Source organism: Moorena sp. SIO4A1 (assembly GCF_010672065.1).
Taxonomy (GTDB): Bacteria; Cyanobacteriota; Cyanobacteriia; order Cyanobacteriales; family Coleofasciculaceae; genus Moorena.
Genome location: NZ_JAAHHX010000004.1, coordinates 23,905 through 46,207, shown reverse-complemented (window position 1 = coordinate 46,207; position 22,303 = coordinate 23,905). Strand labels below are relative to the sequence as shown.

At 43.4% G+C, this 22,303-nt stretch carries 25 protein-coding genes; 13 read left to right on the top strand and 12 right to left on the bottom strand.

Translation table 11 applies throughout. The features are described from left to right. Nucleotides 1-17: 17 nt before the first annotated feature. On the bottom strand, nucleotides 18-1,058 hold the full coding sequence (locus F6K53_RS04075) for an agmatinase family protein (protein ID WP_293067416.1): 1,041 nt from the start codon (nucleotides 1,056-1,058) through the stop codon (nucleotides 18-20). 183 nt (nucleotides 1,059-1,241) lie between these two features. Here F6K53_RS04075 and F6K53_RS04070 point away from each other — a divergent pair, with 183 nt between their 5' ends. Together F6K53_RS04070 and F6K53_RS04065 are read left to right on the top strand one after the other, a co-directional pair. After that, the gene (locus F6K53_RS04070; RefSeq protein ID WP_070390838.1) at nucleotides 1,242-1,505 is read left to right on the top strand and encodes a sulfiredoxin; all 264 of its coding nucleotides are present in this window, start codon (nucleotides 1,242-1,244) and stop codon (nucleotides 1,503-1,505) included. 134 nt (nucleotides 1,506-1,639) lie between these two features. Continuing rightward, nucleotides 1,640-2,119, top strand: coding sequence for a Dps family protein (locus F6K53_RS04065; RefSeq protein WP_293067419.1), 480 nt, complete (start codon nucleotides 1,640-1,642; stop codon nucleotides 2,117-2,119). Nucleotides 2,120-2,385: 266 nt separating this feature from the next. On the opposite strand, the gene rppB is transcribed toward F6K53_RS04065, so the two are convergent. Further along, nucleotides 2,386-3,780, bottom strand: a complete 1,395-nt coding sequence (rppB, locus tag F6K53_RS04060; RefSeq protein WP_293079951.1) for a two-component system sensor histidine kinase RppB — start codon at nucleotides 3,778-3,780, stop codon at nucleotides 2,386-2,388. After that, the gene (gene rppA / locus F6K53_RS04055; protein ID WP_075895963.1) at nucleotides 3,780-4,475 is read right to left on the bottom strand and encodes a two-component system response regulator RppA; all 696 of its coding nucleotides are present in this window, start codon (nucleotides 4,473-4,475) and stop codon (nucleotides 3,780-3,782) included. Before rppA ends, rppB begins: the two co-directional genes overlap by 1 nt. A 570-nt stretch (nucleotides 4,476-5,045) precedes the next feature. Between rppA and F6K53_RS04050 the strand changes: the two genes are divergently transcribed. The 5 genes from F6K53_RS04050 to grpE all read left to right on the top strand — a co-directional run bounded on the left by F6K53_RS04050 (nucleotide 5,046) and on the right by grpE (nucleotide 12,291). Continuing rightward, a complete protein-coding gene (locus F6K53_RS04050) occupies nucleotides 5,046-6,707 on the top strand; it encodes an efflux RND transporter periplasmic adaptor subunit (protein WP_293067427.1) in 1,662 nt (553 codons plus the stop codon). A 26-nt stretch (nucleotides 6,708-6,733) separates the two neighbouring features. Continuing rightward, nucleotides 6,734-9,904, top strand: coding sequence for an efflux RND transporter permease subunit (locus F6K53_RS04045; protein ID WP_293067430.1), 3,171 nt, complete (start codon nucleotides 6,734-6,736; stop codon nucleotides 9,902-9,904). Between the two features lie 143 nt (nucleotides 9,905-10,047). Then, on the top strand, nucleotides 10,048-10,545 hold the full coding sequence (locus F6K53_RS04040; protein ID WP_293067433.1) for a hypothetical protein: 498 nt from the start codon (nucleotides 10,048-10,050) through the stop codon (nucleotides 10,543-10,545). Nucleotides 10,546-10,561: 16 nt separating this feature from the next. Further along, nucleotides 10,562-11,449: a hypothetical protein gene (locus F6K53_RS04035; protein WP_293067436.1), complete on the top strand. Its 888-nt coding sequence runs from the start codon at nucleotides 10,562-10,564 to the stop codon at nucleotides 11,447-11,449. Between the two features lie 176 nt (nucleotides 11,450-11,625). Then, nucleotides 11,626-12,291 carry a nucleotide exchange factor GrpE gene (grpE, locus tag F6K53_RS04030; RefSeq protein ID WP_293044982.1) on the top strand — a complete coding sequence of 222 codons (666 nt, stop codon included), beginning with the start codon at nucleotides 11,626-11,628 and terminating at the stop codon, nucleotides 12,289-12,291. A 259-nt stretch (nucleotides 12,292-12,550) separates the two neighbouring features. On the opposite strand, the gene F6K53_RS04025 is transcribed toward grpE, so the two are convergent. From F6K53_RS04025 to F6K53_RS03995, 7 genes are all read right to left on the bottom strand, one after another. Further along, complete coding sequence (locus F6K53_RS04025; protein WP_293067440.1) at nucleotides 12,551-13,246, bottom strand: DevA family ABC transporter ATP-binding protein; 696 nt, start codon at nucleotides 13,244-13,246, stop codon at nucleotides 12,551-12,553. Nucleotides 13,247-13,301: 55 nt separating this feature from the next. Next, on the bottom strand, nucleotides 13,302-13,430 hold the full coding sequence (locus F6K53_RS04020) for a hypothetical protein (RefSeq protein ID WP_293018043.1): 129 nt from the start codon (nucleotides 13,428-13,430) through the stop codon (nucleotides 13,302-13,304). 125 nt (nucleotides 13,431-13,555) lie between these two features. Then, nucleotides 13,556-14,704, bottom strand: a complete 1,149-nt coding sequence (gene devC, locus F6K53_RS04015; RefSeq protein WP_293044986.1) for an ABC transporter permease DevC — start codon at nucleotides 14,702-14,704, stop codon at nucleotides 13,556-13,558. A gap of 168 nt (nucleotides 14,705-14,872) precedes the next feature. Further along, on the bottom strand, nucleotides 14,873-16,192 hold the full coding sequence (locus F6K53_RS04010) for an ABC exporter membrane fusion protein (protein ID WP_293079948.1): 1,320 nt from the start codon (nucleotides 16,190-16,192) through the stop codon (nucleotides 14,873-14,875). A 147-nt stretch (nucleotides 16,193-16,339) separates the two neighbouring features. Beyond that, on the bottom strand, nucleotides 16,340-16,867 hold the full coding sequence (locus F6K53_RS04005) for a MarR family transcriptional regulator (RefSeq protein ID WP_293018037.1): 528 nt from the start codon (nucleotides 16,865-16,867) through the stop codon (nucleotides 16,340-16,342). Between the two features lie 35 nt (nucleotides 16,868-16,902). Next, nucleotides 16,903-17,076, bottom strand: a complete 174-nt coding sequence (locus F6K53_RS04000) for a hypothetical protein (RefSeq protein ID WP_293018036.1) — start codon at nucleotides 17,074-17,076, stop codon at nucleotides 16,903-16,905. Between the two features lie 79 nt (nucleotides 17,077-17,155). Beyond that, nucleotides 17,156-17,896, bottom strand: a complete 741-nt coding sequence (locus tag F6K53_RS03995; RefSeq protein WP_293018035.1) for a phycocyanobilin:ferredoxin oxidoreductase — start codon at nucleotides 17,894-17,896, stop codon at nucleotides 17,156-17,158. A gap of 299 nt (nucleotides 17,897-18,195) precedes the next feature. Between F6K53_RS03995 and F6K53_RS03990 the strand changes: the two genes are divergently transcribed. Together F6K53_RS03990 and F6K53_RS03985 are read left to right on the top strand one after the other, a co-directional pair. Beyond that, entirely contained in the window at nucleotides 18,196-18,324 is a 129-nt protein-coding gene (locus tag F6K53_RS03990) for a hypothetical protein (RefSeq protein WP_293067449.1), read from the top strand. A gap of 219 nt (nucleotides 18,325-18,543) precedes the next feature. Then, a complete protein-coding gene (locus F6K53_RS03985) occupies nucleotides 18,544-18,741 on the top strand; it encodes a twin-arginine translocase TatA/TatE family subunit (protein WP_364302334.1) in 198 nt (65 codons plus the stop codon). A 47-nt stretch (nucleotides 18,742-18,788) separates the two neighbouring features. Here the strand turns inward: F6K53_RS03985 and F6K53_RS03980 are convergent, their stop codons facing one another. Next, nucleotides 18,789-19,499: a Crp/Fnr family transcriptional regulator gene (locus F6K53_RS03980; RefSeq protein ID WP_293018033.1), complete on the bottom strand. Its 711-nt coding sequence runs from the start codon at nucleotides 19,497-19,499 to the stop codon at nucleotides 18,789-18,791. Nucleotides 19,500-19,695: 196 nt separating this feature from the next. After that, complete coding sequence (locus F6K53_RS03975) at nucleotides 19,696-19,821, bottom strand: hypothetical protein (RefSeq protein ID WP_293018031.1); 126 nt, start codon at nucleotides 19,819-19,821, stop codon at nucleotides 19,696-19,698. Between the two features lie 280 nt (nucleotides 19,822-20,101). Between F6K53_RS03975 and F6K53_RS03970 the strand changes: the two genes are divergently transcribed. The 4 genes from F6K53_RS03970 to F6K53_RS03955 all read left to right on the top strand — a co-directional run bounded on the left by F6K53_RS03970 (nucleotide 20,102) and on the right by F6K53_RS03955 (nucleotide 22,273). After that, nucleotides 20,102-20,884, top strand: coding sequence for a globin domain-containing protein (locus F6K53_RS03970; protein WP_293018029.1), 783 nt, complete (start codon nucleotides 20,102-20,104; stop codon nucleotides 20,882-20,884). A 137-nt stretch (nucleotides 20,885-21,021) separates the two neighbouring features. Next, nucleotides 21,022-21,309, top strand: a complete 288-nt coding sequence (locus F6K53_RS03965) for a hypothetical protein (RefSeq protein ID WP_293067454.1) — start codon at nucleotides 21,022-21,024, stop codon at nucleotides 21,307-21,309. A 91-nt stretch (nucleotides 21,310-21,400) separates the two neighbouring features. Then, nucleotides 21,401-21,685: a hypothetical protein gene (locus F6K53_RS03960; protein WP_293067457.1), complete on the top strand. Its 285-nt coding sequence runs from the start codon at nucleotides 21,401-21,403 to the stop codon at nucleotides 21,683-21,685. Between the two features lie 18 nt (nucleotides 21,686-21,703). Next, the gene (locus F6K53_RS03955) at nucleotides 21,704-22,273 is read left to right on the top strand and encodes a DUF4255 domain-containing protein (protein ID WP_293067460.1); all 570 of its coding nucleotides are present in this window, start codon (nucleotides 21,704-21,706) and stop codon (nucleotides 22,271-22,273) included. The last annotated feature ends 30 nt before the right edge of the window (nucleotides 22,274-22,303 follow it).

The following is a 22,303-nucleotide window of genomic DNA, read 5'->3' as shown; positions in this document are numbered from 1 at the left end:
GACCCAATTGATAACTGCTATAAAGTATTCCTATACCTAGTTAAACAGGCAAGCTTGTACAAAATTCTAGCCCCAACATTGCCATCCCACTGATCTCCAGAGTCTCCGGGAGCAACTTCGCACAGATCAAAACCAATAATAGTTTTGCCAGCTTGGACTAGCGATCGCACTAAATAAATTGCCTCGTTAAATTCCAATCCTCCTGGCACAGGAGTACCTGTATGGGGACAATAGGTGGGATTCAATCCGTCAATGTCAAAGCTAATATAAACTTTATTAGGTAAATTAGCAATAATTTCCTGGCACTGGGCTGCCCAGGTTATACCTTCGTAAGCGTTAGCTTTGAGCTGCCAGTCATCAAACACTACAATCCGGCGATCGCTCTTTGCCATTGCCATTTCCTCTTCACAAACATCTCGGATGCCAACCTGAACTAAACGATTAATCTGAGGTAGGGTCAGGGCATTGTACATGATCGAGGCATGGGAATAAGTAAACCCTTCATAGGCTTGCCGGAGATCGGCATGGGCATCAATTTGTAAAATGCCGTATTCCTGGTGTTGCTGTGTTAGGGCTTTCATTAACCCAAGAGGAACACTGTGATCGCCACCGACTATGCCAACCAGCTTGCCTTGCTGCAGCAGTTCCAGTGCTTGAGTGTAAACCCAGTTATAGAGAGCAGCACAGGCAGTATTAACGATGGCTAACTGTTTTGCGATCGCATTATCATCCACATTGCCACCAGCTTCTAAATACTGAATAATCTCTTTAGCTATCAACCTCATGGCACTATTTTGGTCTTGGATAGCTGAGTTAATCGGTATAGTTCCACAACTTGTTTGCCAAGCTTGGGGTACATCAAAGTCGTACCAATCTAACTGTACGGAAGCTTGTATTATCCCTTGGGGACCGTTTGCTGCGCCCTCTCGGTAAGATGTGGTCACGTCCCAAGGAACAGGCAGAAACACGATTGATGCCTCTTCAACCGAATAGGGCAAGCCAAAGAAGCAGCCATTGGGCACAGTAATCTCATTAGGATTAAAAGTGGCTTGATTCATGAGCCCTTGGTTAATTTTTCCTATTCTACCCGAACCTCGTCCCTACGGGAATCCTGGTATTAGGGATTAGCAATGCTTAGATTAGGCACACTTACATTAGGTACTAAAACCCTTAACCCAAGCCCTAACCCCTAACCCCCAACCCTATTACCATCAAAACTAAATTAAAAAATTACTAGCACTATGGTAGATATCAAAGAAATTCCCCTAGAGCAAATCCGCCGTCCCCTACCACGACAAAATGATCCAAACAAGGTGGCGGCACTAATGGAATCAATTGCTAAAGAGGGTTTGCGCGAACCCATTGATGTGTTAGAAGTAGATGGGCAATACTATGGTTTTTCCGGTTGCCACCGTTACGAAGCACACCAGCGTTTAGGAAAAAAAACCATTAAGTGCCGCGTTCGTCGCGCTCCTCGTTCCGTATTAAAACGGCATTTAGCGTGAAAATTAGCAATTTTGGAACAAAAATAAGTTCATACCTTGGGTTAATTCCCAAGGAAACCAGAATTGCTTAAAGTTAAGGTGTTTAAAGCTGACCGTGACCACTAGTTTTTACGAGGAACCTTTAGGAGAGTACTATGGCAACGATTGTACCTGTCAATATTGGTATTGATGAACAAGACCGCAAAGAGATTGCTGAGGGATTGTCTCGTCTGCTAGCGGACACTTATACCCTATACCTGAAGACCCATGCCTTCCACTGGAATGTTACTGGACCAATGTTCAACTCCCTACACCTGATGTTTGAGCAACAGTACAATGAGTTGGCTTTAGCAGTGGATGCGGTAGCAGAGCGGATTCGTACCCTAGGCTATCCTGCTCCTGGCAGCTACAGTCAATATGCGCAATTATCCTCCATTCCAGAAACCAGCGATGTTCCGGAGGCTGAGGAAATGGTGCGCTTGCTAGTGGAAGCCAATGAGGCAGTGGTAAGAACTGCACGGTCTGTTTTCCCAGCCGCTGAACGTGCTAACGATGAGTCTACAGCTGACCTGTTGACCCAACGGATGAGCATACATGAGAAAACGGCTTGGATGCTGCGCAGTATTTTAAAATAAGCTTGTAATTATGTACATAGATCCCCCCTAGCCCCCCTTAAAAAAGGGGGGAATTAGATTCAAAAGTCTCCCTTTTTTAAGGGAAACGGGGGATCTGAATCAGGGATTAACAAAATTGACATGCTCCCAATATGAAGGATGAAATAGTTCAATTTATCGGTTGTTCAACAACTGGTATGTTTTGCTCTATATGTATTCATCCCTAACTATTTATCTTTGTTCCTTTCTCTTTCATACTTCATAACTTTAGCTAAGCCCATCAATACTTAGGAATTGGACTGAAAAAAAACTTGAGCGCTAAAGTGTTCCTGATCACACGAAGTAACTGCCTTGGGTAATCGAAGAGTAAACCTACTACCAACACCTCGTTCGCTGTATACTTGTAAGCTACCGTGGTGGGCTTGAGCGATCGCATAAGCAATTGCCAGCCCTAATCCGGAACCTCCTGTGTGACGAGAGCGATCGCTATTGACTCGATAAAAGCGATCAAAAATTCGCCCTTGGTCTTCTGGGGCAATACCAATCCCCGTATCTTCTACCTGGATCACCGCCTGTTGGTCGCTCTTGTCTAAAATAACAGTTACTTTACCACCCACAGGGGTGTATTGGATACCATTAATAATTAAATTAGAAACTAAGCGATAAAGCTGCTCAGAATGACCCACAACCTCCAGAGGAGTTTGCACTCGCACCGAAGATGTCAACGTAATCTCGGCAGCGATTGCCAAGGCTGCTAATTCCTCAACTAAATCGCTAACTAGGTCATTGAGACAGCATGTCTGGTTACCCACAGATGCCGGTTGTCTATCTAAGCGAGACAACAACAACAAATCCGCAACTAACTGACTCAGCCGCTGATTTTGACGTTCAACAATTTCCAGAATGTTTCGTGCTTCTTGTTGATCCAAGCTGGGCATCAAAAGTGCCGACTCAACCGTTGCCAGTGTTGCAGCTATCGGTGTCCGTAGCTCGTGGGCAGCATCGGCGGTAAACTGTTGAATCTGTCTGTAGGATTGGTAAATAGGTTGCATCGCCAACCCTGCTAACCACCAACTGCCACTGCCCACTAAGATAATTGCCATTGGCAGACCTAATCCCAAGATTAATTTTACCGTATTGAGGTAGTTGTTGAGGTATTGGAGAGAGTGCCCCACCTGCAAATACCCCCAATCCCGCTGATCTTGAGTATGTAGCGATAGAGAAATTTGGTGATAGGAGTTGCCCTTACCATCGGAAATGGTTTGCCAAGGTGCTTGATTAAACACCTGGGGTAATCCCTCTGGGTAACTTCCTGCAACGGCAATTAAACGTCCTGAGGTATCAAATAGGCGGATGTAGTAGTGACCTTGGCTAAGAGCACTGAGGATGTGGCGCTGGGAACTCACCAGTGGTTTAGAACAGTTAACTCCAACGATACACAGATTCGGTAAAAGTTCCCCAATTATCGGCTCTACCTGTCCAGGTTCCTTGAGCTTCCATTCCAGACTATCATGGAGTGTCCCCGCAACGGATTTTAACTCCCGGTCTGAAGTGACTAAATGGGTATGAACGATCGCTCTGTAAACACCAAATCCCAACAGGCTCAAAATAAACCCCATGACGATGGCATAGGAAAGTGCTAATTTCCCACGAGTCTGGTTAAATAGCCTATTCTGATTCATTATTTTTTCAAATTGAGACGATACCCCAAACCATGCACAGTTTCAATCGGAATGCTGGAGTTGATTGATTCAAGTTTTCGACGTAGCAGGCGCATTTGAGCTGCCACTACGTTACTAATCGGTTCTGCATTCACTTCCCAAAGTTGATTGCGAATTTGGTTGGTGGTCATCACCTGATTCGGATGCTTCATGAAATACTCTAAGAGCTGGAATTCTTTATTCGTGAGTGGAATGTCGAGTTTCTCACCGTTAGCAGCAAGACGATGAACCGTTCGGTTACCATAGTCTAAAATAAGCTCACCCACCTGGAGTTGTTGGGGCTGGAGTAGGGGTGTTCGCCGGTGCAAGGCTCTAACTCTTGCTAGCAACTCTGCCATTCGGAACGGTTTCACTAAATAGTCATCGGCTCCCGTATCCAAACCCATCACTCTATCTTCCAAGCGGTCTTTTGCCGTTAGCATCAAAATAGGTAAGGGATTATTACGATAGCGTAACTGACGCAGTAACTCTAGTCCCGATAGCCCTGGCAGCAACCAGTCGAAGATAGCTAGGGTATATTGGGTTTCGTGGTTGTTTAAATAACCCCAAGCGTCAGTGCCGTTAACAACCAAGTCCACCACGTACTTCTCTATATTTAACGCTCGCTTAATTGCAGCACCCAAGTCTGGCTCATCTTCAACTAGCAGTACTCTCATCTGTCTTTTCCCGCTGGATACTTTGTCTATAGTAGCGATATGCGGGAAAGAAAGCGGGGCAACGCCTAACTTTCCTTGGATAAATTAGCTTAAAGCTGCACGAACCTATAGCTAATGTATGTCAATCCTAATTATAAAACATAGATTGATATAAATATATGTAATCAAAATGAAATTGTGACAGCCATTAACAAATATCAAAAAATCAATTTCCGGCGTTGCTGATTTTGGGTATGGTTTCGCCCCCCTAGCCCCCCAATTATGGGGGGAACAAAACTATCAAAGTCCCCCAAATTTGGGGGATTTAGGGGGCTTTAACAAAACCAGGTGATCGCGCATTCATTCCTTAATTCAGCAACGCCCAATTTCCTACTCTCAGAAGCTGAAGGCTTACCAAAGTCCTAAAAAAAATAATTTCATTGATACCTAACATTTCATCCTGATTTCATATTTGCTTGTGATACTTAATCAAGACGACAGCAAATGACCATCCTGACATCTTAGGTGTCTGGGTGGAGGCTATGGTGACTACTTGCACCCTCTGCTGAGCATAAAAAGCACTGATCCATTATGCACAAGACAGAAACAATCCTGGCTTCAACGTTTACCTTTTTGCTGCTGATAGCGATCGCACCAGTTGCTGTTTTCGCCCATGCCGGGCATGGCAATGAGTTCCAAAGCGGAACCGAAGCCACGAGCAATCCGGAAGGAATTAAGGTAGATGCGACAACCGCTAGTCAAATTGGGATTAAACTCCAATCCGTCTCTAGGCAGTTTTTGGATATTGGTATTAAAACCACCGGGCAAATTGAAACCCAGCCCAACCAACAGGCGCAAGTAACAGCGCCGATTCCCGGTACAGTTGCTAAACTTTTGGTCAAACCAGGTCAGAGGGTCAAAAAAGGTCAAGCGGTTGCTGTCATCTCTAGCTTGGAGTTAATTGAATTGCGGGTTGAGTCTCTCGACAGACTGACTGAAGCTAAGGCAACATTGGGAGAAGCTGAGGCAAATCTCGAACTAGCTAGGGAAAATTTAGAACGTCAGCGTCAAATTGCTGCTGCTGAAATCGATGAAGCTGAAACTCAGCTAGCAGTAGCCCAAGAAGAGTACGATAAAGACCTAGCATTAGCAATCGAAGGTGCTCTGGCTCGACGTCAGATGCTAGAGTCGAAAACTAAGCTAGCAGAGGCTAAAACCTTACTGAAAAGAGCATTTAGCCGTCGGGAAGTTCTGGAAGCAGAAGCGGAACTAAAACGGGCTCAAACAGCGGTTAAGGCTGCCAAATCTCGGGTTCAACTGAGCGATACTACCTACAAAACCCGACTGCAACAACTTAGTAATTCTGCTAATGAGCAAGGAAAGGTAACGGTGCTTGCTCCAATTTCCGGTACAGTAGCGCAGTGGCAAGTAAGCTTGGGTGAATCCTTTGAAGACGCAGGTGGGCAACTGATGACGATTGTTAACAATAATCAAGTCTGGGCAACTGCTAATATTTATGAAAAAGACTTATACAAGGTAAAAATAGGCCAAAAGGTCAGATTAGAAGTTTCTAGTCTGCCTAATCAGACTTTTACAGGTCAAGTTAGCCAAATCGACCCGATAGTTGCAGGTCAGACACGAGTAGTGCCAGTGAGGGTAAGGTTGGATAATCCTGGAGGGCAACTAAAACCAGGAATGTTTGCTCAATTAAAGATTTTTACTGATAAAACAAATGTAGCTACTTTAGCGATTCCTCAAGATGCTTTGGTGGATGCTAATGGTAAACAACTGGTTTATGTAGAAAATGGTCAGAACTTCTATGAACCTGTAGAACTTGCTCTTGGTTCAACTTTTGGGGATTTCGTAGAAGTCAAGAATGGTTTATTTGAAGGTGACCAGATTGTGGCTGAAGGGGGGGTGATGTTGTACGCCCAATCCTTAAGGGGTGGCTCTAAAGCTGATCACCATGAACATGAGCAAGAAGAACATAATCATGAGGCAAAATCGACTAACGTTAATGTTGCTAGCCTACCCTGGTGGTGGGTTTTGCCTGTAGGAGGGGTAATTACAGCTGGTGCTTTTATGCTGGGACAGCGCACTGCTTCACAATCAAGACCAGCACCTATAGAAATTTCAGATGAACTGACCAATAATAGCTATCATGCCACTGCTGGTGTAAAAGGAAATGGTCAGAGCAATGGGGATGGCTATTTAGATTCGGCGATTTCTAATAGTTTCGTAAACAAGCAATAATCAGCAAGGCTGTAGGTAAGACCAAAATGCTCAACTCGATCCTTAAGTGGTCTATTACTCGACGCTGGCTAGTTGTAATTGGCGCTATCATCGTCACACTTTGGGGATTTCGGATTATTTCCCAAATGCCCTTAGATGTATTTCCGAATTTTGCTCCTCCCCAAGTTGAAATTCAAACGGAAGCGCCGGGATTGGCTCCAGAAGAAGTGGAATCTTTAGTCACAATGCCTGTCGAAAGCGCGATCAATGGCATTCCTGGATTGACTACAGTACGCTCGTCTTCGGGAGTGGGCATTTCCGTAGTAAAAGTTATTTTTAAATGGGATACTAATATCTATCAAGCTCGCCAGTTAGTAACTGAACGGTTACAACAAGCTGCTGCCAGATTACCGGAAGGAGTAGAATCACCGCAAATTTCTCCCCTTTCCTCGCCCATTGGTACCATTCTTTCCTACGCTTTTACCATTGACGAAGATGTAGAGACGCCAGATGTCCCCTCTAAAATTGACCTAATGGCTGTGCGTCGATTGGTTGACCGAGATATTACCAACCAATTATTGGCAGTAGCGGGGGTAACTCAGGTAATTGCCTATGGGGGAGATGTGCGTCAGTATCAGGTACTGGTTGACCCTGCCAAGTTAACCGCTTTTGATGTTTCCTTAGCAGAAGTTACGGAAGCAGCAGCAGCAGCAAATACTAATGCGGCGGGTGGCTTTCTGATTAGTCCAGACAAGGAACTATTAATTCGAGGCATTGGACGAGTTGAGTCAATCGAGGATTTAGAACAATCGGTGGTAGTGGCACGTAATGGCACACCAGTGCTGCTTTCTGATATCGCCGATGTCCGCATTGGTGCTGCCTTGAAGCGGGGTGATGGTAGCTTGGATGGGAAAAAAGCGATTGTGGTGCTAGTTAACAAACAGCCCCTCGCTGATACTCCTACTGTTACTAAAGCCGTAGAAGCAGCCATGGAGGAAATTAAAGGGGGTTTGCCGGAGAATGTCAAGGTTACTGTTACGTTCCGCCAATCCGATTTTATTGATGCCTCAATTAAAAATGTCAGGAATGCCCTACGGGATGGCATCATCATTGTTTCTATTATTTTGTTTCTGTTCTTGATGAACTGGCGCACTGCCATTATTACCCTAAGCGCTATTCCTCTGTCTTTGCTGATTGGGATGATGCTACTCAATCTCTTTGGTTTGGGAATTAATACCATGACTCTGGGAGGATTAGCTGTAGCAATTGGGTCAGTGGTGGATGACTCGATTGTGGACATGGAAAATTGCTACCGGGGATTACGGAAAAATCAGCAAGCAGGAAATCCTCTCAACCCTTTACAGGTGGTTTATAACACTTCAGTGGAAGTGCGAGTAAGTGTGCTGTTTTCTACAGTAATTATCGCTGTAGTCTTCGCACCAATTTTCACCCTTACTGGTGTTGAAGGTCGTATCTTTGCACCGATGGGAGTAGCCTATCTAGTGTCCATTTTTGCCTCTACATTTGTAGCCCTGACCCTGAGTCCAGCTTTGTGTGCTTTCTTGCTTGCTACTGTACAGTTACCAGAAGAAGAAACTTGGGTAGCGCGGTTTTCCAAAAAACTATATCAGCCATTAATTCGGTTTTCTATTCATGCTCCCAGTCTAGTTTTGCTAACAGCAGTAGCAGGGTTTGTGGCTTCTCTAATTATTTTTACCTCTCTAGGACGAGTCTTCTTACCAGAGTTTCAGGAGCGATCGCTTGTGAATGCTTTCACTCTCTATCCCGGTGTCTCTCTGGAAATGACGAATCGGGCTGGTTCAGCCATGGAACTAGCTCTCAAAGATGACCCCCGGTTTGAGTCAGTGCAGTTACGTTCAGGGCGTGCTCCCGGTGATGCTGATGCTGGTAGTGTTACTCTGGGTCATTTGGATGTGGAAATTTCAGAGGAGGGGATGAAAGACCGAAAAGCAACAATTGAGAAACTCCGTGAGGAATTTGCTAAGTTACCAGGGGTAGCCCCTAGTATTGGTGGTTTTATTTCCCACCGCATGGATGAAGTCCTCTCAGGAGTTAGGAGTGCGATCGCAGTCAAAATTTTTGGTCCGGAACTTTCGGAATTACGAACTATTGGTGCTCAAGTTCGAGATGCCATGCAAGATATTCCTAGTGTGGTGGATCTAATTCTTGAACCCCAAATTCCGATTAAACAGGTGCAAATTACGTTTGACCGCGCTGCTGCTGCTCGTTATGGTCTTAGTGTTGGTCAGCTTTCAGAAATTGTTGAAACTGCTCTCAATGGTAGAGTTGTCTCGCAAGTACTGGAAGAGCAACAGTTATTTGATTTAGTAGTATGGTTGAAAGCCGAATACCGCAATAATCTTAATACCATTAGCAACCTGCTAGTTGACACTCCCACGGGTACTAAGATTCCTCTTGCCCAAGTTGCTCAGATTAGTTATGGTAAGGGACCCAACACCATCAACCGCGAAAATGTTTCTCGTCTGATTGTGGTCTCAGCTAACGTTGCTGATCGAGATTTAGGTAGTGTAGTTGAAGAGATTCAAGCCAAAGTCAAGGAGAAAGTACAATTACCTTCCGGTTACTTTATCCAATATGGAGGACAGTTTGAATCAGAACAACGAGCATCTCAAAATTTACTAGTATTCGGTACTCTGGCACTGATTGTGATTGCTGTTTTAATGTACTTTGCTGTCAAGTCAATTTCAGCAACAGTAATGATTATGCTCAATCTGCCTCTAGCATTAACTGGGGGAATTTTTTCCGTTGCCCTCGGTGGTGGTATTCTCTCTGTTGCTTCCATGGTAGGGTTTATCACTCTTTTTGGTGTTGCTACCCGCAATGGTTTACTTCTGGTAGATAATTACAACAATAAATTGGCTCAGGGAATGCCTTTAAAGCAAGTAATTATGGACGGTTCAACGGAACGATTAGTGGCAATTTTAATGACGGCTTTGACTTCAGCGTTAGGGATGGTTCCTCTCGTAATTGGCACGGGGGCAGGGAAAGAAATTTTACAGCCATTGGCAATAGTTGTTTTGGGAGGGTTGTTTACGTCTACAGCTTTAACCTTATTGGTATTACCAGCTTTGTATGCTCAGTTTGGTCGCTTTTTCATATCTAAACCAATCAATCCAGGGATTTTACCTGAAGAATTAAATTCATCTTTTAAAAGTGGTTCAGTGGTGGGTCAATAGTGACAGGGAGCAGGGAGCAGGGAGCAGGGAGCAGGGAGCATAAAAACAAATTGTCTACTTCATAGTCAGTAAAACCGCTTTATTAAATGTAAATAGTTTTAGTGCTTATCAAAAAAATAAATTAGTTTTAAAGGAGTCAAACTATGAGTTCGTGGTTGCAGTCAAATTTAATTGTTCTCTCTAGTGTGGTATTGATGTTTTTAGCCTCTTGCGGCAATAGTACACAGGATACTAATAAAACTACTTCCTCAGAGACAACTGCAAAAACTAATGAAGTTCACTCTTCCAATGATGGTCACAATCACTCCCACACTAATGGGGATGGTTATTCCCAAGGTGGTCAAATAATTGAATCTGGTTCTTATCATTTAGAGTTGTTACCTATCGTAGAAAAACAGGGAATTCACTTAGACTTTTTCCTACAACAGGGTGAGGAACACAAAAGTGTATCTAATGCCAAAGTCAAGGCTCAAATCCAGTTACCAAATGGTGAGCAAAAGAATCTAGATTTTAGCTATGATAAGGCTGGTAAACATTACGCTGCTTTTTTACCAGGGAAAGCTACTGGGGAATATAAGGTGGTCATTCAAACTGACATTAACGGTAAAAAAATCAACGGTCGCTTTTCCTTTAAACAATAAATATTGAATAACTTTTGTGGGTAAAGACATCATGAATCGTTTGGTTAGCGCATTACTAGTTAGTTCTACTTTATTGCTGGCTCAAAGTTGTTCAACACTAGGGCAATCTGGAGATGCATCTGTTGAGGGAGATAAACACCATGGTCACCATAATCACAATGAGCATGGTCATCACCATGGTAGCCATGGTCACGTAAATAAACCATCTGTAAATACTAAAGCTATACTAACGACTCCCTCAACAATTAATTTAGATAAACCAAATAATTTGGTAATTGAGATTCAAGACTCTGAGGGAAATGCTGTTCCTGATTTTGAGGTTTTCCAAGAAAAAATAATGCATTTAATTGTAGTCAGTGATGATCTTGATTTTTACGATCATATTCATCCTGATTATAAAGGAAATGGACGCTTTGAAGTTGAAGCTAATTTTCCTAAACCTGGTGATTATACTCTTTTTAGCGATTACAAACCAACCGGAAAACCAGAGCGAGTTTCGGTAGTCAAAGTAAAAGCACCAGGAACTAGTTCATCTATAACTGAGATAGAAATTAAGAATACTAAAGTTTTTGGCAATACCAAGGTTGAGCTGAGTTTTGATAAACCCAAAGTTCAGGCTAATGAGGAAGTGATGATTAGCTTTAACTTAAAGAATGCTGCTAATAATAATCCGGTGAATGATTTACAACCTTATTTGGGAGAAGCTGGTCATTTAGTAATTGTTAAAAAATCAGAATCTATAACAGCATCTGATTACATTCATGCTCACGCACTTCCAGGTAAAACTACTGAACCGATACGTTTTGCTACCCAATTTCCTGAAAAAGGCACATATAAAGTGTGGGGTCAATTTAAGCGTAATGGTGAGATTGTAACCGCTGATTTCTGGGTAAATGCACTTTGAGCAAATATCTAATTTGGTCAGCAGTCAGCACTCAGCCTTTGGCCAGGGCTGATAGCTGATAGCTGATCGCACTTACCAAGAATCACAATCAGGGATATGATGATTACTCTATTGGAGTTGATCAGATTTATACATCTTCTCCTGTTATCCTTTATCCTTGATAAGTCAGCCTGGAAATGACCGAGTCTTCCTATCCCAATTACAGTGAACAGTTGCGACAACTTATGGCAAAAGTGGGTATTCCTAGTTTTAAGCAACTCAGTCTCAGGGCTGATGTTTCCGAGTTGCAACTGAGGCGTTTGCGGAAAGGTCAGGTCTCGCAGATGCAGCTAAAAACGCTGCTGAAACTTGCTCAAGCGTTGCAGGTGTCGGTGAATCAGTTACTGATTCTGTTTTTGCCAGATTCTGTTTCTACGTTACAGCAGGAAGACTCAACATTAAAGCAGGAGTACCAGCGTCTGGAACAGCAGTTGGAACAGCAGCGCGAGACTTTAATGCAGGAGTTTCAGCAATCTAGTTTACAAGTGCTAGAATCCTGGCTAGTCCAATGGCCCACTGCTGCTTATGCGGCACAACAGAATGAGCAGTTACCAGCTGTGAGATTATTGCCTCTGGTAAAGCCAGTGGAACAGTTGCTAGAAAAATGGGGTGTGGATGCGATCGCATCTGTGGGGGACGAACTCCCTTACGATCCACAACAACACCAACTCATGTCAGGCACTGCTCAACCAGGTGATCAGGTTAGGGTACGTTACACTGGCTACCGCATTGGTGATAAGTTGCTGCATCGTGCTAAAGTTAGTCCAGCTAATATAGCAAAGGGAGTAGGGAGTAGGGAGTAGGGAGTAGGGAAGAGGGAATAAAAATTATCACAATTACTACACGGATTGCTATAGTAGTAAATTAACAATTAATTAAATTTAGTCATTATAAAATTGTTAATTTCTAGTTTAGATTTTCCATTAACAATTTTATATTTTATATTTGTAAGCTGTTTCTTTTAAGCTGATGTTAATTTAAATTGGTTATTACCTGTTCCCTGTTCCCTGTTCCCTGTTTCTTTTGAGTAATTTAGATATCCCAATCTAAATACTGAACAGCTTAATTAACTGCTTTGATACCATTAAGACGCCCATCTTCCATATTAACAATCCGGTCAGCAATATCGAGAATTCGATTGTCGTGAGTAACCAGTAAAATTGTACATCCTTGTTCTTTAGCTAACTGCTGCATTAAATCCACCACTTCACGACCGGATTTACTGTCTAGTGCTGCTGTTGGTTCATCTGCTAAGAGTATCTTGGGATTACCCACTAAAGCACGAGCGATCGCGACTCGTTGTTTTTGTCCTCCAGAAAGTTTATCTGGGTAGTAATTCACCCACTGACCTAACCCCACTGCTTCTAATATAGCTACTGATTTAGTAATAGCATCTTTAGTAGAAAGTTCTGGATGTAGTTCTGCTGACATTTGGACATTTTGGCGAGCCGTTAAACTTTTGAGTAAGTTATGAGCCTGGAAAATATAGCCAATATGACGCCGCACTGCAATCAAATGACGTTTATTGGCTCCGAGGAGTTGCTGTCCTAGAATTTTGAGACTACCAGATTGAGGCGATCGCAATCCTCCGATTAGGGTTAGTAATGTCGTCTTACCCGATCCCGAAGGACCAGTCATCAACACAATTTCTCCTTGGTGGATGTCTAGGTCAATATCAAACAAAACCTGTTTCCGTAGAAAACCCTTACCAAAGTAATGGTTGAGATGCTTAATGGATACAACTGGTTCGTCCACCATGACAGTTTTCGTTCCTAGCTAGTTATTAGTTATTGATTATATAGCTGTTTTTCAGCTAGTAAAGTACAAGTTTTTGGCTTTTAGGGAGCAGGGAGCAGGGAGCAGGGAGCAGGGAGCAAGGAGCAGGGAGCAGGGAGCAGTAAAGTCGGAAGAGGAAAGAGGTAATTTTTTTTTTGTACTTCATTAGGGTAAAAAGCACTATATAGGGATCCGTGTAGGAATTGTTATAATTTTTGATGCCATATTCCCTACTCCCTACTCCCTGTTCCCTCTTCCCTATTCCCTGTTCCCTTTGCTATTAGCAATAGTTTAAAAAATATCAGCGGGATCGGCTGCTTGGAGTTTCCCAATCGCGATCGCACCGGAAATACAACACATGATAATCGTCAGAATCAACACTGTTACCGCCCTAGCTAGACTCATGGCTATGGGTAAACTGGTAGCATTTTTCGTTAAACTATACAACCCTAAGGCTAGTCCATATCCAGGAAAATAACCTAAAATTGCCAGAATTATAGCTTCTTGAAAAACGACAATCAATAGATAGCTGGTTTTATAACCCATGGCTTTAAGGGTAGCATACTCAGGCAAATGATCCGCGACATCAGTATATAGAATTTGATAAACAATCACTGTACCCACGATAAATCCCATCGCGCTACCGAGGGTAAAAATAAAGCCAATAGCTGTACTGCTTTGCCAGTAAGCTTTCTCCCAATTAACAAACTCTTCCTTGGATAAAACTAGAACATCCTTGGAAAGTTCGCGCCTCATCTTCTCTACAACTATCTCCACATCTAACCCTGGTTCTAATTCAATCAAACCGATATCAATCAGTCCTCTATGGCGGTCAGGGAAAAGGCGGAAAAAGTTTAAATCACTGGTGATCACATTTCCATCTGCTGCAAAGGAAGCCCCTAGGGTGAATAAGCCTCCTACTCGAATGCGACGTTCTTTGACTTCAGTGGTTATCTCTTTGCCCTGATTAAACTCTTCCGCAATAGGTCCATATTCAGGTCTGGAGCTGTCATCGAACAAAACGACATCTGGCATTTTAATTGTATCCAGATTGCTGGTTACTCCAGATAAATTGAATACGTTGTCAGTAGGATTAAACCCAATCACAAGCACACTACGAGTTTCACGGGTTTGAGGATTTTTCCAGAGGGCAAAGTCCATATATATCCCACGAATCGATTTGACCCCATCAAATGCAATACTTTGATACAACCTGCGACTAGGAAAACTTTTCATAGCGATTGTTGCTTGGGACTGGGGACTAATCAAAAAAATGTCACCCTGTAAGCTATTATGTAGTGTCACATTACTTTCAAACAGGGCATCCCGAAAACCCATTTGCATAAACATTAAAATATCGGCAAAAGCAATTCCTGCCAGTGCCACCAGCAAACGCATTTTTTCATGGGTCAATTGTAACCATGCTAAAGGTATTTTCATTATTAATAGTTACTAGTTAATGACCATTTTTGAATTCAAAATTAAAAATTAAAAATGAATAGCCTTATACTTTGTAAGTGTTTCCACCGGATACAAGCCCACGAATTAATTTATAGGTTAGTTTTTAATTTTGAATTGATAATTTTTAATTGGAGCGATAGCGATTGACTAATAAGTAGTAACTATTTTTACGATGACTTGAGAGTTAGTTAAATCAGTAACCGTCTTGCTGTCTTCTGGATTGAGACGAATATCTACTTCGACAACTCTGGCATCTACGTCAGCAGCTGGATCAGTGTCAAGAACATCCTGTTTGTCAATTTGTTGCCCAATTCTAACTACAGTGCCATTGAGTTTACCTTCAAATGCCTTGCTTTCACTAATAATAGTTACTTTCTGCCCTAGCTTGACTTTACCAATATCACTTTCGTAGACTTCAGCAACAACCATCATTTGGTCAGTTTGCCCTAGTTCCACAATTCCCTTTTCTGGATCGATGGTTTCTCCTGGATAAGTGTTAATTTTCAAAATTTGACTATCTAGTGGAGAATGGACGTAAGCAAATTTTAATTCTGCTTCGGCTTGCTTGACTTGTGCCATAGCCATTTCTAGCTCCGCTTCAGCCTGTCTAATATCTACTAGACGTACTTCTTTTATCTCTTCGAGGGTAGCTTTGGCTTCGTTAATCTGTGCTTCTACCACAGCTAGGGTCTGGTTGCGGTTGACAATAGCTTCTTTGAGTTCTTCCCTGAGGGTGCTTATAGTTTGGCTGCGGTTGGCTATGGCTTCACTGACGCTCTCTTGGGCGGTTTCTACGCTTAGGCGGCGGCTGTCTAATTCGGAAATTGCGATCGCACCGTCTCGTTCTAACTGCTCATAGCGCTGAAAATCTGCTTGCACATTCCTTAACTGAGCCTCTAATCGCCTGACTGTGGCATCTTTCTCTTGTTGTGTTTCTTGCAGCTGAGTCTGTAAACGGTCAATGCGAGTTTGTAGCGCCTCCTTCTGCCCCCGATACTCTGCCTCTAGTCGTTTAATCTTAGCCTCCTGAGCAGCAATGGTGCCACTTTTAGCACCGGCTTTGACTTTCTCCAAGTTCGCACGGCTTACTTTAACCTCCGCTTTGGCTCGTTCTAAATCCGCTTGTAAGCGATCGCGATTTTCCATGATGGCAATCAATTGATTGGCACCTACTCTCTCCCCTTCCTTAACGAGTAACTGAGCCACCCTTGGTGCTTGAAAAGTTGTTGGAGCAGCTAATTGAATAACTTCCCCCTCAGGTTCGAGACGTCCTAGAGCAGTTACAGCTCGGATAGCTGGGGTTGTACTGGGGGATGGCACTGGTTCTGGCGGGCGCTCACTGACCATTTCCAAACTATATCGGCTAGCGACCACAGTTGCCAGAATCCCAACACTAGCCAGTACAATCACCCAACGACTTAGGGGCTTTGATAATCCCTGATCTTTTATCCCAATCTTTGGCTCCATGACTCCTCCCGTTAAATCAACTTCTGTCGGTTATATGAGCCATAACTATCTCTTTTGTGCCATATTATATGGCTCCTTACTATTTAATTTATCATAACGGAAATACAATTACGAGCACCGGTAAAAGATTTTTTGAGCAATCCCTCATTACTGGGTCAGCTGAAATTCAGCAGAGTGCATAGCAGGGGTTCCCGCTCGCAACTTTGCTAAAAGTTTAACGAAGGTTTTCTTTTCTGCGCCAGTCAGGTTAGCCATCAAACCTGTCACCCGATTAAAGTGGTTGGGAAGCATTTCCTTCAAGAACTGCCAACCGTTTGGGGTCAGCTGAACCATCAGCATCCGTCGGTCATCTGGGTGGGGCTGGCGTTTAACTAACCCTTGACGTTCGAGACCATCGAGCAGACCTGTGATCGTCCCACGAGTAACACCAGCCTGTTGAGCACATTCGGAAGGAGTCAACCCTAACTCACCAGCTTTGTGTAATAGCATGAGTACGGTAAACTTACCGATTGATAACTCGTAGCGACCCAAATGAGTGTCAATCGCTTCGTAGATCTCAGTGGTAGTTTTCAGGAACGACAGACAAGTAAACACTGATGCTATATCTAGCTCAGGGTACTGTCTCGCCACATTTAGCAGTTCCTGCTCTGAGGGAAGGTCACGTTTAGTGAACATAGTCTATCCCCTTAAAAAAGTTTGCCGACTTATTATTATCGTGCCTTACTATAGTATTTTTCAAATAGGTGAGGTATACAAGTTGTGGATTTTACGTAACAGGGAATAGGGAATAGGGAATAGGGAATAGGGAAAAGGTAACAGGTAACAGGTAACAGGGAAAAGGTAACAGGTAACAGGTAACAGGAAAAAAATCCTGTGTACCTCATTAATATGATAACCGCTATCATCCATTGCTCCATCCCTAAACTAATCAGCAAACTAATCAGCTTTACCATTCATTAAGTATCAAGATCCTGGCAAGTCAAATAGTACGGAGGTCATATAGTTCTCTGCCCATTCAACACCAAACGCTTTTTCAAGCACCCGCCGGGTTTTGTCATTCTGCCGCTGCTTGCTGCAATAATAGTGTTGACCTGCAATAATTTCTGCTTGCTTTTCTCTAGAGACCGGTAGGGCATTTGCAGCATGGGCACAGTGAATCTGTAATAAATCATCCACCCATGCCAGGAACTGTGCTTCTTCTTCTGGACCATTGGGACGCACAAAAATGCAAAATTCTGAAAAAATGTCCGCCCAAGGTGGTAAGTCACGGGGCTGTTTAAACTCAGGTTTTGGTAGGGTCTCTAAAGAACAGTGATAGGCTTCTGGTAAGGTACGTTTAGGGTGGAGTGGAGAAAGGTCTGCGATCGCAGCGCTGATTTGTCCTCTAGCTGCCACCACATCACAGCCAAACATGGGCAAAGCATACTCTGGACGAGGAAACATTACACAGTGTAAAATGTCCAACATCTCACCTATTTTTGCCAATTCCAGGTGCATTTTCCGAAACTGACGTGTTTGATAGCAATGGTTTTCGATAGTCAGTTTCTCTCCCTCAAGCCGTCCTTCCACGTAGCCTAACTCGGCTGGTAAATCATAGGTCGAAAGGTCGAAGTAGCGCCGCCAGTTCGATTCAATACAGTCCGCCAGCTTAGCGCACAGAGGGTTTTGTTGGGTTCTTAGGGATGGCGTGGAAGTGGTTGACATTCCTTAACACTTAAAGGCTATGGGTAACATTGAGGCAACAGGCTTGCAGACAAAAGGGTTGGATGGGTTCTCCCCCCATTATCCCCCTTAACAAGAGGGGTAGGCAAAAGATAAAAGGCATACAAGACTTGAAGTATCAACCATTGCATTGATTGTAACCTTTGCAAATGGTAGATTTTTATACTTTATCTTTCCTCCTTCATCCAACGACCTCTATCTTCTCACCTTATCGGTGACCATCAATTGGAGCAAGACATCCTAAGTATGGACTTCGGATAAGCTTAGGATATCAGCTTGCCATGGGCAATCCTTTAGCGCTACACAAAACTTTGTTACTGCTGGGATTGGATCTAGGATTTTGTTTGCGATTAGCCCGAAGGGCTACGCTACGCGAACGCATGGAATTCCTTCCTAGTACCATGGACTAGGGGTGCATTGCTGAGGGGCGGGATGAATATGAGTGGGGTGGGCAGGATGCCCACCCTAAAATGACTACATTGAGTCGGCTACCTAGATTGAGCTAGGTTGATTCTGCGCCTAGTAAAACCATAGAGTAGATTAGCTAGACAATTTTTTGGCTTTGCTGTGAAGTAGGATGGGCTAAGTGCTATCAAGCAGTTCAAGGTTAATTCTAGGTTAAAAGGAGTTTGGAGGAAATTGATATGTTTGGTTTAGGATGGCCGGAAGTAATGATTATTGGCGTTGTGGCGGTTGTGATTTTTGGACCGAAGAAAATTCCTGAAATCGGCAGCGCCCTAGGGAAAACCCTCAGAGGCTTCAAAGACGAGATGAATAATCCGACATCAGACGCTAAGGAGTCACAAACTGAGCAGAAAGATTCATAATTAACAAAACTTTCAGCGCTTGATTCATCCTACTTCGTTGTCCGCGATTAGCCCGAAGGGCTACGCTTCGCGAACGCATCTAACTGCTGCCAGTCATTGATAATAATTTTGCCTCCCCGCTTGTAGGTAACCACTGAATTGATCGAATTTATCTTTTTGAACAAACGCACGCATTCTTCATAGGTTATACCTATACTGCGAGCAATTTGATAGTACGGAAGGTTGACATTTAAGGAGTCTCCCTGAGCAACAGACTGAGTTCCATAGCGAGTTGCATAGTATTGCAGTAGACGCACCAGTCGTACAATTGCCCTTTCAGAAATTAGCCCATGTACGGTGTTATGAATTTGTTGCAGGCGTTGGTTAAAGACTTCCAGGATTCGCAACGCCACTTCTGGGGTATGGCGAATAGTCTCTAACAGGGCCTCTCGTTCTATGGTTAGCACTAGGGAGTCCACCTGACAAATAACTGTTGCGGGAGCAATACCATTACCAAAAATTGCCGGAGCTGCAAAAATATCCCCCTCAGGGATGATGCGCAAAAGGCTTTCTTTACCACTCGTCCCGGTTTTTTTAATTTGCAGGGTTCCCTTGATTAAGGCATAGAGTTGGCAGGGGAGGCGATCGCCCTCGTAGATCACAATCTCATCCCGCAAATAAGTCCGTACTTTGGTATAAGGCTGAAGATTCTCTAGCGCTGAGGTTTCTAGGTCTTTCAGCACCCAGACTTGAGCTAATTGTTCTATGGATGAGACCATGCCTACCAGTCCTTTGAGAGTGTTTGATAGTTATAGTATTTCTCAATTCGGTAGGGAGCAGGGAGCAGGGAGCAGGGAGCAGGGAACAGGGAGCAGGGAACAGGGAACAGGGAGAAGAGTGTGGGGAGAGGGGGTAGTGTGGGGAGAGAGGGGAGAGCACAAGAGTGTGTGTGGGGAGAGGGAGGAGAGGGAAGAATTAGTTTGAGATTAATTTGGTATCTTTAAATACTTTTTTTCTAATGGTCTTGATGCATATCCTCATCTGACTCCCCATTTCCCCATCTCCCCATCTCCCCATCTCCCCATCTCCCCATCTCCCCATCCCCCCACACTTCCCTCCCTTTCCCTACTCCCTACTCCCTACTCCCTTTGCTTTTACTTCCTTTATGAGCTAGCTCAAGGACAGCCCTAACTATTTCTGTCACAGTAAAACTAGCAACGAGTTCAGAGATATAGCACTACGCATTAAGGTGTTTGACATTGATACAAGCTGAAACGCTCTTTTAGTGAACTTTTGCCTCTTGCCTCTTGCCTCTTGCCTTGCGCGTAACGCTATATTTCCAAATCTTAGAACTTCCTAAATTTGTGATGAGGAAAGGATAATGGTTAATGCGATCGCTAAAGCAAACACATCGTTTAGCACTTCTCTACAAAAATTAGCTGACTATCCACATACAGGGATGATTAGCAAAGTTTTGCTCAAGGATAACAATTGCCAATACACCCTATTTTGTTTGGCAAAAGGTACAGCAATTGAGGAGCATACTTCACCTCGTAATGCGGCCATCACGGTAATTGAAGGGAAAGGAATTCTGACCTTAGACCAGAAAGAGATTACCTTAGAAGCAGGAGTCTTTATCTTTATACCTGCTAAAGCACCTCATAAGTTACAAGCCCAAGAAAATCTTAAATTTCTGCTAACCCTCTCGGAACAGCCCTTACCGGTGAATCAGGTTAGCCAAGAAACCATAGATATCATCAAGTCCACAGCCCCCCTCCTCAAAAAGCATGGTAAGCAAATTACTACTCGGATGTATGAAATCATGTTTCACAACCATCCAGAGGTAAAAGCACAGTTTGATATGTCAGCTCAAGCTAATGGTTCTCAACCAGCAAAATTAGCTACAGCAGTCTATAGTTATGCTACCAAAATTGATAATCCGGAGGATTTAAAATCAATGGTTGAGTTGATTGCCCATCGTCATGTAAAAACCAATGTTAAACCAGAACAATATCCCATTGTGGGAGAGAGTTTACTACAAGCGATGAAGGATGTGTTGGATGAAGCGGCGACAGAGGAAATGATAGTAGCTTGGACAGAAGCTTATCAGATATTAGCTGATATTTTTATTAACCGAGAACGTCAAATCTATCAATCATTATAGCAATCTGGGAGTCGGGAGTCGGGAACAGGGAGTAGGGAGTAGGGAGTAGGGAATATGAGAACTGCTATATTGCCGTTAGTTTAAATTCCCAGCAGTCAAAACCTGCTCAACGGTTAACATCAGCTCAGGAAACGTAGGTGATGTTAACCGTTGATTTCCAGTTGCCGTGGAACGGGCATGTTGGTGGAACGGGCATGTTGGTGGAACGGGCATGTTGGTGGAACGGCCATGTTGGGGGAACGGGCATCTTGCAGTGGAATGGGCATCATGGTGGAACGGGCATCTTGGTGGAATGGGCATCTTGCCCGTTACAATTCCCAGGCGGGCAGGATGCCCACCCCACTCCTATTCATCCCGCCCCTCAGCAATGCCAAAAATCCTGTGTACCTCATAGCTATAAGAAACGCTATAAGCACCTCAAGTAGCGTGGCCAACGGCCAACGGCTGACTGCTGACTGCTGACTGCTGACTGCTTACGAAAAATGATCCGAGTTGAATATAGCGGTTTCTATCCTAATGAGGTACACAGGATTTTTTCCCTGTTCCCTGTTCCCTGTTCCCTGTTCCCTAAAACCAAGGACTCTGTACCTCACCCAATTAAAAACCGCTATATTCCTAAAAATATTACGATATATTTCATTGTTGAATATTCCTAAAAATGTTACGATATATTTCATTTTTAGGGATTTTCTCTCTTTTGTTGTTTTTCATGTTAGGGTTATTTTGGTGGCAGTTATAAGTATAGAAAACCTATTGCCCTATTCCATAGTCTTCTTGTCAATATTATCCTCCAATTATTAGGCGGGATAGATACTACCTATGTTGGATCATGTTCTCTCGTTTCTTAAGGAACAACTCAACAGCTACATCCGAGTAAAAACCGGGGGTCAGGCTTTTGAGGTCTTATTTCTTCAGGATCGCAACGGGAAAGAAGTTTCCTTAGAAGAGAATGCGATTACTACCTTATTAGTCAACTTAGAAGAAGACTATACCTTTCGTTCTGGTGCCGCCTATGAAAGGATGCCTAATCAGGGGGGTAACCAGCAAAACAACCCTAATCTTTACCTCAATTTATACGTTCTCTATGCTGCTAATTTTACTAATTACCGGCAATCTTTAAAGTTTTTATCCCTAATTATCAAATACTTTCAAAGTCATCGATTATTTGATTGTCGTAACTCTCCAACCCTCAGTTCGGAGATCCAAAAGTTGACCATAGAACTGGTTAATTTGCCTTTTACTGAACAAAGAGAGGTTTGGTCTGGTTTAGGCATGTCTTATATGCCTTCAGTCATTTATAAAGTCAGAATGGTTGTCTTTGCCGATGGGGATACGCTGGAAATTGGCTCTGATGTAACTGAGAGGGAAGTTAGTAGTTCAAGAATCTAGTATCGCCGACAAACTAAAACACAATGGTCA